Origin of the sequence: Actinoplanes siamensis (genome assembly GCF_016862395.1) — a bacterium.
GTDB classification, from domain to species: Bacteria; Actinomycetota; Actinomycetes; order Mycobacteriales; family Micromonosporaceae; genus Actinoplanes; species Actinoplanes siamensis.
The window spans coordinates 1-15,435 of the sequence record NZ_BOMW01000060.1 but is presented as its reverse complement, the minus strand read 5'-3'; the positions used below and the strand labels follow the sequence as shown (position 1 = coordinate 15,435).

Sequence of the window (15,435 nt, the reverse complement as noted above, 5' to 3'; positions counted from 1 at the left end):
TCGCCGCCGGCGGATGAGTCACCGAGCGCGGTGTACGGGGTCGGCCCGGTGCCCGGCGGGGTGACCAACGGGCGGGTTGGTCGGTGTCGCGCTGTCGTCCACGGCCAGGCTCAGCCTCCCCGCGCTCACCGCCGTCACCGCTGACCGGGGTCGCACCGGTGGCCCGACCGACCTCCACGCCCCGTCGCGGGGCAGGCCGGGGACACCGCTCGGCCGGCATCGTCGTGTCGTCCCGGCCGAAGGTGTGCAACAGCACGGCAGTATGCCGCAGAAATGTTTCACCGAACTCTTGACCAGGAACATCGTGGCGCAGATCCTGATTGATCAGCGGAGAGTGATCCTTTCGCGACCTCTCGACGGTCCGCGTGGTTGGCGAGAGGTACCGCAGATCCGATTGTGTGCGCGAGCACAGGGGAAAGGCCTGGAGTATCCGGGAGAAGGCCTGCAGAGGAGTTGATCCGTGCCCGCCCACGACGAGGGTGCCGCGCCGGCACGTCGCCGCCGCATCGGCGCCATCGCGCGTCTCGTGACCAGCCGCCGCGCCGGCGACAGCACCGTCCGGGGCCGCATCGCGCGAACCCTGGCGCGCCACCGCACCGGCGGCACGATCCGCGCCCGCATCGCCCGCACCCTGGCCCTTCCGGTGGCGGCCACGCTGGTCCTGCTCGGTGTCATCGCGGTCGGGGAGATCCACAAGTACCGCACCGCGGTGCGGACCGACCACGCCGTCACGCTCGACCTCGCGGTGATCGATCTGGTCGACGCCCTGCAGACCGAGCGCGGTCTCGCGGTCGGGCTGCTCGGCGGCGCCACGACGTTCCGCGCCCAGCTCGCCCCGGCCCGCCAGTCGGTCGACAGGCAGCGCGCCGCCGTCGAGGACCTGACCGGCCGGGGTGGCGAGGTCGAGGACCGGGTCGCGGCGGTGACCGCCCGGCTCGACGGCCTCGCCGCGATCCGTGCCACCACCGACACCGGGGCCGGCGCCCGCGGCGCCACGGCCGCCTTCTACACCGACCTGATCAGCCGGCTCATCAATGTCGACTTCGGCCTCAACGCCGTCGACGACAACGACCTGCGCCGCACCTACGCCACGCTCAGCTTCTTCAACGTGTCCACGGAGTCCGCCGCGCAGGAACGCATGCTTCTCGCCGGCGTCTTCTCGGCCGGCCGGTTCGGCCCCGGCGAGTTCGTCCAGTTCGTCGCGGCGAAGTCGGCGCGCGACTCCGCGGTGGTGGCCTTCAACCAGTACGGCAACCCGGCCGCCCTCGAGGGGCAGAAGCAGGTGCTGAACACCCCCTCCGGCAAGCAGATCGTCGCGATGGAGAACGCCGCGCTGGCCGCGGCCGACGGCCGTGCCCTGACCGTCGACCCGAAGGCCTGGTGGTCGGCTTCCGGCGCCTTTCTCGACGTCATGGTCGGGGCCAGCAAGGCGGAGGGCGTCTACGCTCAGGAGATCGCCGCCTCGATCAAGGACCGGGCCGCCCGCCGGCTCGGCTTGCTCGTCGCCGTGGTGGTGTTCTGCCTCGCCGGCGCCGTCTACCTGGCCGTCGTGGCGTCCCGCTGGCTGGCCCGCCCGCTCGCGGCCCTGGCCGAGGAGGCCGGCCGGATCGGCGCCGAGTCGCTGCCCGAGGCCGTGCACCGGGCCACCGCGGGCGGTCAGGACACCCGTCCGCCGCCGGTCCGGGTGACCCCGGACGCCAGCGACGAGGTGCGCCAGGTCGCCGACGCGCTGGAGCGGGTGCAGAACACCGCCTACGCGCTGGCCACCGAGCAGGCCCGGCTGCGGCTCGCGACCGCCGAGTCGCTCGCGAACCTGGGCCGGCGCAACCAGAACCTCGTACGCCGCCAGCTCGGGTTCATCACCCGGCTGGAGGGCGAGGAGACCAGCCCCACCGGCCTGGCCAACCTGTTCGAGCTGGACCACCTGGCCACCCGCATGCGTCGGAACGCGGAGAGCCTGCTCGTGCTGGTCGGTGCGGCGAGTCCACGGCAGTGGGCGGAACCGTTGCCGATCTCCGACGTGATCCGGGCCGCGGTCGGCGAGGTGGAGGAGTACCGCCGGGTAACGCTGCGGCGGGTCGACGACGTGTTCGTCGACGGCTCGGTGGTGGGCGGTGTCGCGCACATGCTCGCCGAGCTCATCGAGAACGGCCTCGCCTTCTCCCCGCCGGACATGGAGGTGGAGATCCACGGCAGGGTGGTCGGCGGCGGCTACCTCATCGCGGTCATCGACTCCGGCATCGGCATGACCCCTGCCGAGATGGAGCGCGCCAACCAGCGGCTGCGGGGCGACGGCGACTTCATCACCGCGCCGGCCCGGTTCCTCGGCCACTTCGTGGTGGGCCGCCTCGCCGCCGAGATCGGCGTCCAGGTGGAGCTCACCCCGTCGCCGGTGACCGGGGTGACCGCCCGGCTGGCGCTGCCGGCCGCGGTGATCAGCCAGCGGGCGCCGATCGCCGCCACCGTCGCGCCGCCCCCTCCAGCCGCCTCGCGCCCTATCCTCCCGGCGCCGCGGGCGGAGAGCGTCCCGCTACGCTCCGACACGATCGAATACGTGGTGGTGACGGGCGGTGACCCGGTCGAGGGATCGCCGGACGAACCCGAACATACCGTCAACGGCCTGCGTCGGCGCAGCCCGCGCCGGCAACGCGCCGGCGGCCCGCGACCGGAGCATGTGGAGGTGCACCCCGCGCCGGCGGTCATCACGGACACGCCGGAGGCGGTACGCCAGCGGCTCACCGCGTTCCGGGCGGGTGTGCTGCGGGCCGGGGCGGACAACGGGGGACGGCCGTGACCGGCCGGCGACAGGAGACTGGGAGGAACCATGAGCATTGACGCTTCTGCCGACCGCCATCAGTTCAACTGGCTGCTCGGCAACTTCGTCCACCAGACCGACGGCGTACGCGACGCCGTGGCGGTCTCCTCGGACGGCCTGCTGATAGCGGCGTCGGACGGGCTGGACCGGGCCGAGGCGGACCAGCTGGCCGCGATCGTGTCGAGCCTGGCCAGCCTGGCCCGCAGCGCGTCCCGCCGGTACGACTTCGACGGCCTGAAACTCATCATGATCGAGATGCGGCGAGGGTTCCTGCTGGTGTCGCAGATCTCCGGCGGCAGCGTCCTCGGCGTGGTCGCCGGCAGCGAATGCGACCTGGGCCTGGTCGGCTACGAAATCTCCACACTGGCCGAGCGGTTCGGCACCCTGCTCACGCCGGCGCTGATCGCCGAGTCCCGGCAGCACCTGCCGCGATGACCGACGACAAGTGGCCGCATGCGGGCCACCGACCGCGGTACGACGAGGACCCGGTGGTGCGCCCGTTCATGCTCACCGGTGGGCGGACCCGGCCGGTGCACGACGGGCTGCGCATCGAGACCCAGCTGGTGGCGGCGCCGGCGGCGCTGTCCGCACCGCTGCGTTTCGAGTCCCGCCGGATCGTCGAGCTGTGCCAGCGATCGAAGTCCCTGGCCGACCTCTCCGCGGCGCTCATGGCGCCGCTCGGCGTGGTCCGGGTCATCGTCGGCGACCTGCTCACCGAGGGCTACCTGCGGATCGAGGAACAGCCGGACCAGCTCTCCACAAGCCTGATCGAAAGGATCCGGGATCGTGTCCGCGCTCTCTGACACCGCGGCGCCGCCGATAGCCGTCAAGATCGTGATCAGCGGGGGTTTCGGGGTGGGCAAGACGACATTCGTCGGCGCCATCTCCGAGATCGAACCGCTCGTGACCGAGGCCGAGCTCACCGAGCGGTCGATCGGCGTGGACGACACGTCGGCCGTGTCCGGCAAGACCACCACGACGGTGGCGCTCGACTTCGGCCGGATCACGCTCGACGACACCCTGCTGCTCTATCTGTTCGGCACCCCGGGGCAGGACCGTTTCGCGTTCCTCTGGGACGACCTGGTCGACGGGGCACTTGGCGCGGTCGTGCTGGTCGACACCCGCCGGGTGGAGGACTCGTTCCCGGCTATCGACTACTTCGAGGAGAACGAGATCCCGTTCATCGTCGCGGTGAACCGGTTCGACGGCGGACAGCGCTTCGGCTTGGCCGAGGTGCGCGACGCGCTCGGCGTCGACGCGACCGTGCCGATCGTCGAGTGTGACGCCCGGCAGCGCGAGTCGGTGAAGGACGTCCTGGCCGCGCTTACCGAGGAGGTGCTGACCAGGCGGCTGGGCGCGAGCGGGCCTGGTGCCGTGGCGCGCCGCGAGCAGGGCCCTACCAGCCCCGCGTCCCGGCGCCACCCCTGATCGGTCCGACGATGTCCGCGATGGCCGGTGGGGCTGGTCCGGCTTCAGGAGGCCGACTCCCACGGCGATGCGATCACCGTGACGACACCGTTCCAAGCGGTGCTGAACGAAACGTCGTACCAGATGAACTCGCGGCATTCCTCGGCGGTTGAGTCAGCGGAGCCGTGGCGCCGGCTCCTACGAGAGGCTCCGTGGAGCGCCCGGCGTTCGCTCGGCCCAGGACTCCACGTCGCGGTGCTTCCGCGTTGTCCGGCCGATCCTCGTATCGAGTAGGCCGCCAGCTCCGGGGACGGCTCGCCTACCGCTACACGGCAGCCACGACCGGCTGGACCTCGGCGTGCGGCTGGCGCCTACCGCATCGTGCATGAGGCCCTGACAACGCGCTCCAGCACGCCAGCCCGCGCACCTCCGTGGCCAACCGGCCGGAGCGCCATGTTCTAACAGTCGTCTCAGGGTCGCTCGGTATGAAGTAGGCATCGCCGGGCGACGCGGGTCCCGGCCTCGCCGGCATGGCCGGACACACCGCGCTCCACGGCGGCACGGTCAGCGCCGGCCCGTGCCGGACGGCTGGTTCGGCTGTCCACGCCACCCGGAAAGGCAGCCATTCATGATCTCTGTGCTCGTGGTGGACGCCCAGCCGCTGCAGCGACTCGGGTTTCGCATGCTGCTGGAGAGCACCCCCGACACCGAGATCATCGGCGAGGCGGAGAACGGCGCCGAGGCCGTTCGGCGGATCACCGAGCTGCATCCCGACGTGGTGCTGATGGACATCCGCATACCGGGCGTCGACGGGATCGAGGCCATCCGGCGCATCGTCGCCGCCGGCGGGCGTTCGCGGATCCTGGTGCTGACGACGATCGACATGGACCGGTACGCGTTCGCCGCGCTACGGGCCGGGGCGAGCGGTTTCCTGCTCAAGGACATCCGCCCGGAGGAACTGCTGGCCGGCATCCGGGCCGTCGCCGCCGGGGACCCGGTGATCGCGCCGGCACTGACTCGGCGGCTGCTCGACGCGTTCACCGACCGGCTCGACGACGACCTCTGCGAGCCCGTACGGGAGGATCCCCGGCTGGACTTCCTGACCCACCGTCAGCGCGAGATCCTCGTCGCCATCGGCCACGGCCTCACCAACGGCGAGATCGCGCAGCGGTTCACGCTGTCGGAGTCGACGGTGAAGACCCACGTCGGGCGGGTCCTCGCCAAGATCGGCGCACGGGACCGGATCCAGGCCGTGATCTTCGCCTACGACCTGAGGCTCACCCGGCCGATTCAGTGCGTACGTGGGTGAGCTCAGCTCTTCTTCGGCTTTGTCGACCTCGGCGAGCTCACACGTTCGATGCTTCCTCAGGACTTGCGGCGGGAGACCGTCATGATGCCCGTGCACATCTCGTCGCTGGTGCCGTCGCCCCACACCACGTAGCGCGGCGGCAGCTTCCTCAGCTGCGGCAGCAGTTTGCGCAGCCCCGCGTCGTGCGTACAGGTCACCCGCAGCGTGTCCCCCGGACCGATCTCCACCGGCGACGGCAGCGTCATCAGCCGCTGGTCGTCGAAGTTGAACCGCGGTACGTCCAGCACGACCTTGGCGTTCGCCGTGCCCGGGTTGAGTTCGACCTTGATGGCCCGCCCGAGCATGTGCATGTGGCCGAAACCAGCGAACAGCGTCATCGGCTCCGGCACCTTGTGGTCGCAGGTCTGGGTGTCACCGGGCTTCGGCGCACTCTGGCCGCACTCCTTCACCTGACGGTCCGCCATGTCGCCGACGTCCCGCCCGAACCGCTTCGTCACGTCCGCGATCGAGGCCGCCCGGTCACAGAGCGGACCTGACTCGTCGGCGGCGCAGGGCAGGTCGGTCGGCGCGTCGACCGGCCACGTGACGAGTTCCCGGGTCTGCGGCGTGCCGTCGGTCAGCCGTAGCCGCACCGCCGACCGGTCCGACCCGGCCGGCTTGCCGTCGGTGGCCAGCAGGTTGTAGTGGATCTGGAGGATGAGCAGGCTGCCCGGCTCCAGCTTGTAGCCGGCGTCCTGGGTGAGCAGCGCCTCCGTGGCGCCCGGTGCCCAGGTGTCCACCCACGCCGCGTCCCCCTCTTCCACCTCGGCGCCGTCCACGCCGGTCCCGCCGAAACACCGCCAGCCGAGGCCAGGGGTCTTCGCGTCCTGCTCACGCACCGCGGCGGCGCCGCTCGGCGGCACCGCGTACACGATGGCGTGGTGCGCGATGGCGACGTTCTCCGGCGTGAATTGGGTCCCGGTCAGGAACGCCGCCTTGGTCAGACCCGGATCGATCGTCTGGCACCGGTACTCGTCGGTGCCGCCCTCCGGCGGCGCGGGCGTGTAGGCCTCGGCCATCTTCAGGTCGACGAACCGCTCGCCGGCGCGCGGTGGGCGCGGTGGAGCCGACGACCCGCCCGCGTGCCCGCTGTGCGAGCCGGCTGAGGCGGGCGCCGCACCGCTGTCGCGATCCGACCCGCAGGCGGCGACCGTGAACGCCGTCACCAGCGCCGTGGCGGCCGCCCCGAACTTCCACTGCGGACCATGAGGTTTCTTCATGGCCCGAACGCTAGGCCCGCTTCGGTCCCGTTTCGTCATACCGCGGCCGTCATCTCGAGAGGGAGGTGGTACCGCGGTACTGCTCTCCGGAGAGCCGTTTGCGGACCGGGCAGGACCTCGACGCCACCGCGCTGGTTCGTGCGCCGGGCACCCGGTTCGGGCCACCGGCCCGAGCGCCGCATTAATGGCCGTCTCAGAATCGCTCGGTACGAATCATGCGTCAGAAAGCGATGCGACTCCTATGTAGGAGGCAACTGAATGGCAGTCGACGCAGCGCCGTCCGGGGAAGCGCCGGCAGGTCGGTTGGCAGGCCGGTGGGTGCCGTGGTTGGTGATCGGCTTGTGGCTGGCGCTGGCGGCGGTCATGGTGCCGCTGAGCGGAAAGTTGAGCTCGGTCACCACCGACAGCGCCGTGGACACCCTGCCGGCCGGCTCGGAGTCCACCAAGGTGGCGGTACTGGAGGACAGCCTCCCCGGCGGTGAGGACAACACGTTCGTCTTCGTGTACCACCGCGCCGGCGGCATGACCGACGCCGACCGCGCGACGGTCGAGCGCCACCACGACACCCTCACCAAGCGGTACCCGCCGGGGGTGACGGCGGCCGGCGGCGAGGACGAGGGCCCGGCGACGAGACCCTCCACCGACGGCAAGGCGATGATGTTCACTCTTCAGGTGAGTACGACCTACGGCGCACCGGAAGCCGTCGTCGGCCCGTTGCGTGACGCCGCGAGGGAGCGCCCCGCCGGCCTGGAACTCGAGGTGACCGGCCCCGCTGCGGTCGACGGTGACATGGACGCCATCTTCGACGGCATCGACCTGCAGGTCTTCCTCACCACCGTGGTCGTCGTCACGCTCCTGCTGATCCTCACCTACCGCAGCCCTGTGTTGTGGTTCATCCCGCTGGTGGTCGTGGGCGCGGCCGCACTGACCGCGATGGCGACCGTCTACCTGCTCGTCAAGGGCTTCGGCGTCGTGGTCAACGACCAGAACTCGGCGCTGCTGACGATCCTGGTATTCGGCGTCGGCACGGACTACGCGCTGTTGCTCATCGCCCGGTACCGGGAGGCACTGCACCACCACGAGAACGTACGGGTCGCGATGGTCCACGCGCTGCGCGGCGCGGCGCCGGCCATCGTCGCGTCCGCGGCCACCGTGGTCGCCGGCCTGCTCTGCCTGCTCGCCGCGGACCTGAACAGCACCAGCGGGTTGGGCCCGATCGGTGCGGCTGGCATCCTGTGCGCGCTGGTGGCGATGCTGACGCTGTTCCCGGCGGTGCTGGTGGTGCTGGGCAGGCGGATCTTCTGGCCGGCTGTCCCGCGGTTCAGCACGGCCGTGGCGGAGAAGCCGGGGCTGTGGGGACGGCTCGGCACCGCCATCAGCCGCCGCCGGTGGGTGGCGACGCTCGGCTCGCTCGGCGTCCTCGGCGTGCTCGCCATCGGATTGGCGGGCAACACCGGTGCCCTGCGGGAGCAGGAACAGTTCCTGTCCGCGCCGGAGTCGGTCACCGGCTTCACCGTTCTCCGCCAGCACTTCCCGGAGCTCGGCGGCCAGCCGATGACGATCTTCACGCGGCCGGCGTACCAGGAGCGGGTGCTCGACGTCGTCAAGGGCACGAGCGGTGTGGCCATGGCTATCCCGGAGGAGACCAGCGGTGGCTGGGCCAACATCTCCGTGTTTCCGACGGACGCGCCGGACACCGTCGCGGAGTACGACACGATCAAGCGGGTACGCACCGCCGTGCACGCGGTGAGCGGGGCCGAGGCGATCGTCGGCGGCCCGAGTGCGGAGAACCTCGACACCGAGGTGACCACCAGCCGCGACGAGAAGGTGGTGATCCCGCTGGTGCTCGCCGTCGTCCTGATCGTCCTCGGGCTGCTGCTGCGCGCGATCGTGGCCCCGCTGGTCCTGATGGCCACCGTTGTCGTCTCATTCGCCGCGGCCTTCGGCGGCAGCGTGTTCGTCTTCGACACGATCCTCGGTTTCAAGGGCGTTGACTATTCGGTGCCGCTGCTGGCTTTCATGTTCCTGGTGGCGCTCGGCGTCGACTACAACATCTTCCTGGCGAGCCGGGCCCGCGAGGAGACCGTACGCCTCGGCACCCGAGAGGGCATGCTCAAAGCCCTCTCGGCCACCGGTGGCGTCATCACGTCGGCGGGCCTGGTCCTGGCGGCCACGTTCGCGGTACTCGCCACACTTCCGCTGGTGCTGCTGATCGAGGTCGGGTTCCTGGTGGCCTTCGGCGTGCTGCTCGACGCCCTGCTGGTGCGGTCGGTCCTGGTGCCCGCCCTCACCCTGGTGATCGGCCGGCGGATCTGGTGGCCGAGCCGGCTGTCCCGTCCAGCGGCGGAGCCGCCGAACCGGCAACAGTCGCTCGCGGACGACGAGGGGCTCGCGCTGCAACGGTGAGCGCGGCGGCACGGACGAGATCCGGGACGAGGCTCAGGCCCGTCCCGGATCTCGGCACGGACGCGGTCGGCGCACCGCGGTGTCCTCCCCGGCGGTGAGCCGCGCGATCGGGTCGGGCGGGGCCGCGGCCGGAAGATCGACCCGAAGCAGCGCGCCACCGCGCGCGGAGCGGGCGACGGCGACCCGGCCGCCGTGGGCGTCGACGACCCGCTGCACGATCGACAGCCCCAGACCGGATCCCGGCAACGCCCGGGCGCTGTCGGCACGGTAGAACCGGTCGAACACCCGCGGTACGTCGGCGGCGTCGATGCCCGGCCCGGCATCGTCGACCTCGAGCACCGCCGAGGCGCCCTCGGCACGGAGCCGAACCTGGACCGGCTGGCCCGCCGGGGACCACTTGCCGGCATTGTCGATGAGATTGAGCACCGCCCGCTGGAGCGCCGCGGGACGCCCGCTCACCCACATTGAGGTCACGTCGAGCGCGACCTCGATGTGGGGCATGCGGGAACGCGCCCGGGTCACGGCCGCCACCACCACGTCGGCGAGGTCGAGCAGCTCGGTGTTCTCGTCGCTGACGTCACCGCGCGCCAGGTCGGTCAGCTCAGCGGCAAGGGTGCTCAACTCGGCCACCTGGGCGCCGAGATCGTTGAGCAGCCGGGTCCGGCTCTCCGCCGGCAGTGCGCTGTCCAGGGTGCCGCGCCGATCGAGCCGGATCAGCAGCTCGACGTTGAGGCGCAGGCTGGTGAGGGGGGTCTTGAGCTCGTGGGCGGCGTCCTCGGCGAGCAGCCGCTGAGCCCTCCGGGAGTCCCGTAGCGCGGCGAGCATGTCGTTGATCGACTGGATCAGCCGCCGGATCTCCCCACCGCCCTCGTCAGGGATGCCGGCGTCGAGATCCCGGGTGTGCGCGACACGTACCGCGGCGGCGGTCAACCGGTCCATCGGTGCCAGCCCGGTCCGCGCCACGGTCCGTCCGACAAGGGCTCCGCCGACCACGCAGAACAGTCCGATCAGCAGCATGCCGAACCCGAACCGGTTGACCGGGCTGTCGTCGGCGAGGTGGGCGACCTGGACCGCGCCGTCGCCGGCCCGCAGCGTGTAGACGACGTAGCCCTCGTCGCTGTCGTTGGACTCCATCAGGTCGGCCGACGCGCCCCGCGCCACCCGCGCGGCGTGCTCGCTGACCGGAGGCAGCGCGGGTTGGCCGGCCGGCGTCCGGGTCGAGCCGTCGGGCAGGATGACCCGCACCAGCCGACCGGATCCGGGATACGACGGTAGCTGGACATGCGCCAGACCGGCGCGCTCAGCGTCCGTCGCCAGGACGCGGGAGTCGGCGCGCAGCTGATTTTCGGCGCTGTCCCGCAGTTCCCCGTCCAGCAGCTCGCTGGCCACCTGGAAGGCCACGAACACGCTGACCGCGATGGCCGTTGCCGCGATCACCGTCAGCCTGGTCCGCAGGGACCGCCGGCGCCACCAGCGGGTCAGCCGGCGCGGTTCCCGGCCGGTGGGCCTGCTCACGGCGGAGTCTCCCGCAACGTGTATCCCAGGCCGCGCAGCGTGTATATCAGTCGCGGCTCACCCTCGGCCTCCATCTTGCGGCGCAGGTAACTCACGTACACCTGGAGGTTGTTCGCGGTGGCGCTCATGTCGAAGCCCCAGATCGCCTCGAACAGCGCGTCGCGGGTCAGGACCCGGGTCGCGTTGCGCACCAGGACCTGCAGGAGGGAGAACTCGGTGCGGGTCAGGTGCAGCGACCGCCCGCCCCGCCGCGCCTCGAACCTGTCGGGATCGAGCCGGACGTCGGCGAACGACAGGATCTGCGACTCCTCGTCGGTCGGCGTGCGCCGGCGCAGCAGGGCCCGCACGCGGGCCAGCAACTCCTCGGTGGCGAACGGCTTGGGCAGGTAGTCGTCGGCGCCCGCGTCCAGCCCCGCAACCCGGTCGGAGACCTGATCACGGGCGGTCAGCATCAGCACCGGCAGATCCCGGCCCGCGGCCCGCAACCGCCGGCAGGTCTCCAACCCGCCGAGGCGGGGCATCATCACGTCGAGGATCAGCAGATCGAGCGTGTCACCGCCGGCCCCGGCGACCCCGTCGAGCACGGCGAGACCATTGGCGACGGTGCTGGTGTCGTAACCTTCGACCTGGAGCACCCGTTCCAGCGAGTCACGGATGGCCGCCTCGTCATCCGCGATCATGATCCGCACGCCGGCCCCCAACCATCGATGCTTTTGCCGCTCATGCTCACCGATCAACCTGAGGCCAACCTTAGAGCCGTCGCCCGCGATGCCAGCAGGTGTCGCATCGAAGCCTTCGCCGATCTCGGCCAGGGCCACGTACCGGTCCTGCTCGCCCGGCAAATGGCGCCGGCTACCAGAGAGAGGCCTACCGCGACGACGTAGTCGTCCTGTCGGAGGAATGCTGTCCGGTTACGACGAACACCTGGGCTGTTCGGGCCAAGGCGGCGATGACGGCGGGGTGAGGCGTTCGGACGTACCCCAGAGGGATGTTGGGCGCAGGGTCCGACCGGCCTACTGACGCAAAGGGCTGGAGGCTTTCACCGTTGCCTGGGAGCGGCGGCGCTCTCGGTGGCGGCGGACCTTATGGCGGTTGCCGCACTCCCCCATCTGGCACCAGACGCCCATCCGGTTCTTCGAGTGGTCGTAGAACGCCCACAAGCAGTCGGGTGCCGGGCAGATCTTCAGGCGCTCCCAGGAGCCATTGATGGTTGCCACGGCGACGATGCCGAGGATCGCCGCCCCTAGCGGATGTCGGGTACCGGGTGCGGCGCCGAGGCGGACCCCGCTGGTGCTGAAGCGAAGGATCAGCGGCAAGTTCTCGGCTTCGTCGTTCAGTCGCACTACGGCGGCCGCGCCAGCCGTGGACGGTGAGTTGGCGGCGGCCACCGATCGCAGGGCTTCGCGCAGGGACACCGCTCGCCGACGGTCGTCGTCGGTGAACGCCGCGCCGGCGACGTTCGGTAGCCAGGCTGCAACCCAGGCGCGCAGGCCTTCGGTGGTCTGCAGGGCGTCTGAGCGCAGCTCCAGATCGAGGGTGTTGAGAAACGCTCGGGCGCTCTTCTCTTGGGGGACCGCCCGGGTGGGACCGCAAGCCGGCGCGGTCAACATCTCCCTGGAACCGGTCTTCAGCGCGGTACTGGCCTGGCTATGGCTGAGGCAGGCCCTCTCCCCGCTCCAGATATGCGGCGGCGTCCTGGTCATCGCGGCCGTGTATTCCTACAACGACGCCCCGCCGAAGATCACGTCCAGGCAGCGCCCGAACTGGAATTCTCCGGGACACGCTCCTGACGGATCCGTTCCCACTCTGAACAGCTGGCTCCGACGGGCTACGGGCTTCATCCTGCGCCTTGCCGCCTTCACCTGTTACCAGCCGCGTGGTTCTCCACCACGGCACCCATTTCGACGGAGCTATCCGCATCAATTGCGGCAGGTCGCCGGACACAGCACTGCCTGCGGACCGCCGCTACCACCCGACCGCACTGATGGCATCCGAGACGTCATTTTATAGCCGTAGACACGACCCAGCACGGGGGAGGCACGGTGCAGCTGCGCGTTTTGGGACCACTGGAACTGATCCATGAAGACAGCCGGATAGAGGTTCCCGGGATACGAACTCGCACTCTGTTCGCTCTCTTGGCCGCCAATAACAGTCATGTCCTCTCAGCGGACGAAATTATTGACATCCTATGGGACGGCAATCCCCCGGCCACCGGGAAGTCACAGCAGTGGAACGCCTGCACAGCGCCGAGGCGTTGTGGCGGGGCACACCGCTGCCGGGCGTGCCGGGCGACCGGGTAGCCGGCTGGCGGCGCGAGCTCGAGGAGAGCCGGGACGCCGCGGTGGAGGAACGCATCCGGCTTGAACTCGCTCTCGGTCACCGCCGTGACCTGGTCGGCGAGTTGGAGTCGTTGGTGGCGGCGCGTCCGCTGCGCGAGCGTGCACGTGCCTACCTGATGCTCGCCTTGTACCGCTCTGGTCGCCAGGCTGATGCTCTCTCGGCGTATCGGCGAGCCCGCGATGTCTTCATCGACGAACTGGGCATGGAGCCGGGTGAGCGTCTAGAGCGGCCGCACCGGGAGATTCTCGCCCGGGATCCGGCTATCGACGCACCTGATCCGCTCATGTCCGGTCTGCATGCCAGAACCTCGTCTTCACCGGCGAGGACTCTCCGATGGCCGCCCTGCCGCTGTTCGATGACGGGCGCCTTCGCCGAGTTCGAGCGCGCCCTCATCCTGAAGCGCCGACGCGAGGGCATCACCGCGGCCAGGCAGCGCGGCGTCCACACCGGCCGCGAACCCGCCCTCATCCCGAGCGCGCCGGGGCCGGCGAGCGCAAGTCCGCGTGGGAGGTCGACCCTTTATGCCCCAACGTCACGGCATCAATTATATTGACGAAATGGAAAGAATATGAACGCACCAGGTCGCGCGATGTGACATTCCTCTTTTCTGCGCCCGATGGCCCGGTTGATCGGTCTAGATTGGACAAGCCGTTCGCCCTTTCGGTTCGGACGAGCCTCTTCCATGACATCGATGAAGGGACAGACCATGAAGTTCCGCATCATTGCCGCCGCTACCACCGGCGCGATGGCAGCCCTCGCCGTCTCCCCCGCGCTGGCCGCCTCGGCCGCCGGGGCCGCTGCCCCTCGAACGTTCGGGACCACGGTCTCCGGCACCTGCGACACCGCCACCGGCGAGTGGATCGCCGACTGGGCCATCACCAACCAGTCGGACACCGGCGCGCTGCTGATCGTCACCGGGTCGACCCCCTCCGATCACCGCATCAACAGCCTGCCGTCGGTAGCGGGCGGCGCCACCGAGCACGCCCTCCAGCGCATCCCCGGCGACAGCGCCGGAGCGCACTTGCAGTACATCGCGGTCTGGACCGACTTCCCCGGCGGTAGCTACCAGAGCACGACCGACTTCACGGCCCCGCAGCCGTGCGTGGCAGCCTGATCTCCAGGGCCGGCCACCACAGCGCCGGTGCGGCAGCCGCCGTCGCGAGGGACCTCGGATCCCACGGGAACGAGGACCGCCAGCGCATGACCGTCTGTGCGTCGTAGACACGACATCCGACCTTGCGGTGTCCGACGGCCACACCTGGGAGCTGCCCAGTGGCGACGTCCATCGACCTGGTGACCGGCCCGCCCGACGGCGAGTCGCCGGAATCCGACTGGGCTGGCCACGAGCGCCCTGACGAAAAAGATCTGTGCCGTCGAGCCGGCTTGCTCCTATTGATACCGGGAGGTCCGTAAATTGTAACCGGCGCGACATCCGGGCAACTCGAATTGTTGATTGGGAACGCTCCCGGGTTGAGCTTCGATGTACATCCGGTTACCCGGTCACAATCGTCAAGGCACGGCAATAACGGGCCGCCATCATGAGGCTGTCGACGGCGACGGGAATTTCGAAGAGTAAACGATCATGAGGGGGAGCCATGCGTTCCGGTCGGATCTTGATGGGGTCGGCGCTGCTGGGTGTCGGGTTGCTGGCCACGCCCGGCGTGGCCGAGGCGGCGCCGGCCGCCGGGTCCTGCGTGGGCGGGGCGTTCTGGGGGCGGCCGTTGAGCGGAGCCAAGGTTTCGCCGGGTCAGACCATCCGGCTGCGGCTGGGTGTGGAGGTCACCGGCGGCCCGGTCGCCGGTTGCAGCCGTGACGTGCTGCTGTCCGGGCCGGTCAGTTTCGTGGCGGCCGGCCCGAGCGGCGCCTACTGGCCGGCCACGTCTCTCGGGCCGATGGCCGAGGTTGCCTGGAACAGCAGTTTCCCGGCCGGCGCCAGACTGCACGGAACGATCACGCTGAAGGTCCAGGCGACCGCCGCCTCCGGCGCGGTCATCACCGCCACCAGCGGTCGCGCCGTTACTTACACGGTTCGATAGAGCCGTTCGCCGCAGCGAAAGCGAAGTTGACACCGGCGTAGCAAGACGGAGTCGATCCGGGACGGGCCCGCGATCCAGAAGGCTCCCGGACGATCGGCAAGGAAGGGTAGCCGCGGTTCGCGGGCCGGTGGCGGTCGGCAAAGGTGTCTCGGCAGGCGCCGCCCGCCACCGGCGGCCCGGGAGAGCCCGCCACGCGCCCGATTTGATCCGATCCCGTCGCCCTCGACCGCGCCGGAGCTGTGCTCCGAGGTCAGGGTCGTTCCGGGCGGTCCGGGCCGCGACACCAGGCCGATGGGAGGCTGGCGTCACCGGACGCCGTCGCCGCTCGGATCCGCCGAGGGCATCTAC

14 protein-coding genes are annotated in these 15,435 nt (G+C 70.4%); 10 read left to right on the top strand and 4 right to left on the bottom strand.

From position 1 onward, the window contains the following. Nucleotides 1–460 precede the first annotated feature (460 nt). The 5 genes from Asi03nite_RS28530 (at nucleotide 461) to Asi03nite_RS28510 (ending at nucleotide 5,531) form a co-directional block, all read left to right on the top strand. Nucleotides 461–2,794, top strand: a complete 2,334-nt coding sequence (locus tag Asi03nite_RS28530; protein WP_239102986.1) for a sensor histidine kinase — start codon at nucleotides 461–463, stop codon at nucleotides 2,792–2,794. 30 nt (nucleotides 2,795–2,824) lie between these two features. After that, a complete protein-coding gene (locus Asi03nite_RS28525; RefSeq protein ID WP_203683570.1) occupies nucleotides 2,825–3,250 on the top strand; it encodes a roadblock/LC7 domain-containing protein in 426 nt (141 codons plus the stop codon). Then, nucleotides 3,247–3,618 (top strand): DUF742 domain-containing protein, encoded by a 372-nt coding sequence (locus tag Asi03nite_RS28520; protein ID WP_203683569.1) that lies wholly within the window; start codon nucleotides 3,247–3,249, stop codon nucleotides 3,616–3,618. The genes Asi03nite_RS28525 and Asi03nite_RS28520 overlap by 4 nt, the downstream gene beginning before the upstream one ends. Beyond that, complete coding sequence (locus Asi03nite_RS28515) at nucleotides 3,602–4,243, top strand: GTP-binding protein (RefSeq protein WP_203683568.1); 642 nt, start codon at nucleotides 3,602–3,604, stop codon at nucleotides 4,241–4,243. The genes Asi03nite_RS28520 and Asi03nite_RS28515 overlap by 17 nt, the downstream gene beginning before the upstream one ends. Before the next feature lie 607 nt (nucleotides 4,244–4,850). After that, the gene (locus Asi03nite_RS28510) at nucleotides 4,851–5,531 is read left to right on the top strand and encodes a response regulator (protein WP_203683567.1); all 681 of its coding nucleotides are present in this window, start codon (nucleotides 4,851–4,853) and stop codon (nucleotides 5,529–5,531) included. A gap of 56 nt (nucleotides 5,532–5,587) precedes the next feature. Here Asi03nite_RS28510 and Asi03nite_RS28505 read toward each other — a convergent pair whose 3' ends face one another. Further along, a complete protein-coding gene (locus Asi03nite_RS28505; RefSeq protein WP_203683566.1) occupies nucleotides 5,588–6,790 on the bottom strand; it encodes a monooxygenase in 1,203 nt (400 codons plus the stop codon). A 330-nt stretch (nucleotides 6,791–7,120) separates the two neighbouring features. Here Asi03nite_RS28505 and Asi03nite_RS28500 point away from each other — a divergent pair, with 330 nt between their 5' ends. Next, entirely contained in the window at nucleotides 7,121–9,196 is a 2,076-nt protein-coding gene (locus Asi03nite_RS28500; RefSeq protein WP_239102998.1) for an MMPL family transporter, read from the top strand. Between the two features lie 33 nt (nucleotides 9,197–9,229). Here Asi03nite_RS28500 and Asi03nite_RS28495 read toward each other — a convergent pair whose 3' ends face one another. The 3 genes from Asi03nite_RS28495 to Asi03nite_RS28485 all read right to left on the bottom strand — a co-directional run bounded on the left by Asi03nite_RS28495 (nucleotide 9,230) and on the right by Asi03nite_RS28485 (nucleotide 12,414). Further along, nucleotides 9,230–10,711, bottom strand: coding sequence for a HAMP domain-containing sensor histidine kinase (locus tag Asi03nite_RS28495; protein WP_203683564.1), 1,482 nt, complete (start codon nucleotides 10,709–10,711; stop codon nucleotides 9,230–9,232). Then, nucleotides 10,708–11,391 carry a response regulator transcription factor gene (locus Asi03nite_RS28490; protein ID WP_203683563.1) on the bottom strand — a complete coding sequence of 228 codons (684 nt, stop codon included), beginning with the start codon at nucleotides 11,389–11,391 and terminating at the stop codon, nucleotides 10,708–10,710. Before Asi03nite_RS28490 ends, Asi03nite_RS28495 begins: the two co-directional genes overlap by 4 nt. Before the next feature lie 333 nt (nucleotides 11,392–11,724). Further along, entirely contained in the window at nucleotides 11,725–12,414 is a 690-nt protein-coding gene (locus Asi03nite_RS28485) for a CGNR zinc finger domain-containing protein (protein ID WP_239102985.1), read from the bottom strand. Here Asi03nite_RS28485 and Asi03nite_RS38990 point away from each other — a divergent pair. From Asi03nite_RS38990 to Asi03nite_RS28465, 4 genes are all read left to right on the top strand, one after another. Beyond that, complete coding sequence (locus Asi03nite_RS38990; RefSeq protein ID WP_373872181.1) at nucleotides 12,320–12,721, top strand: EamA family transporter; 402 nt, start codon at nucleotides 12,320–12,322, stop codon at nucleotides 12,719–12,721. The genes Asi03nite_RS28485 and Asi03nite_RS38990 overlap by 95 nt on opposite strands. 217 nt (nucleotides 12,722–12,938) lie before the next feature. Next, nucleotides 12,939–13,604, top strand: coding sequence for an AfsR/SARP family transcriptional regulator (locus Asi03nite_RS28475; protein ID WP_203683560.1), 666 nt, complete (start codon nucleotides 12,939–12,941; stop codon nucleotides 13,602–13,604). 138 nt (nucleotides 13,605–13,742) lie between these two features. Further along, nucleotides 13,743–14,165: a hypothetical protein gene (locus tag Asi03nite_RS28470; RefSeq protein ID WP_203683559.1), complete on the top strand. Its 423-nt coding sequence runs from the start codon at nucleotides 13,743–13,745 to the stop codon at nucleotides 14,163–14,165. 481 nt (nucleotides 14,166–14,646) lie between these two features. Beyond that, nucleotides 14,647–15,087: a hypothetical protein gene (locus Asi03nite_RS28465; protein WP_203683558.1), complete on the top strand. Its 441-nt coding sequence runs from the start codon at nucleotides 14,647–14,649 to the stop codon at nucleotides 15,085–15,087. Nucleotides 15,088–15,435 lie beyond the last annotated feature (348 nt).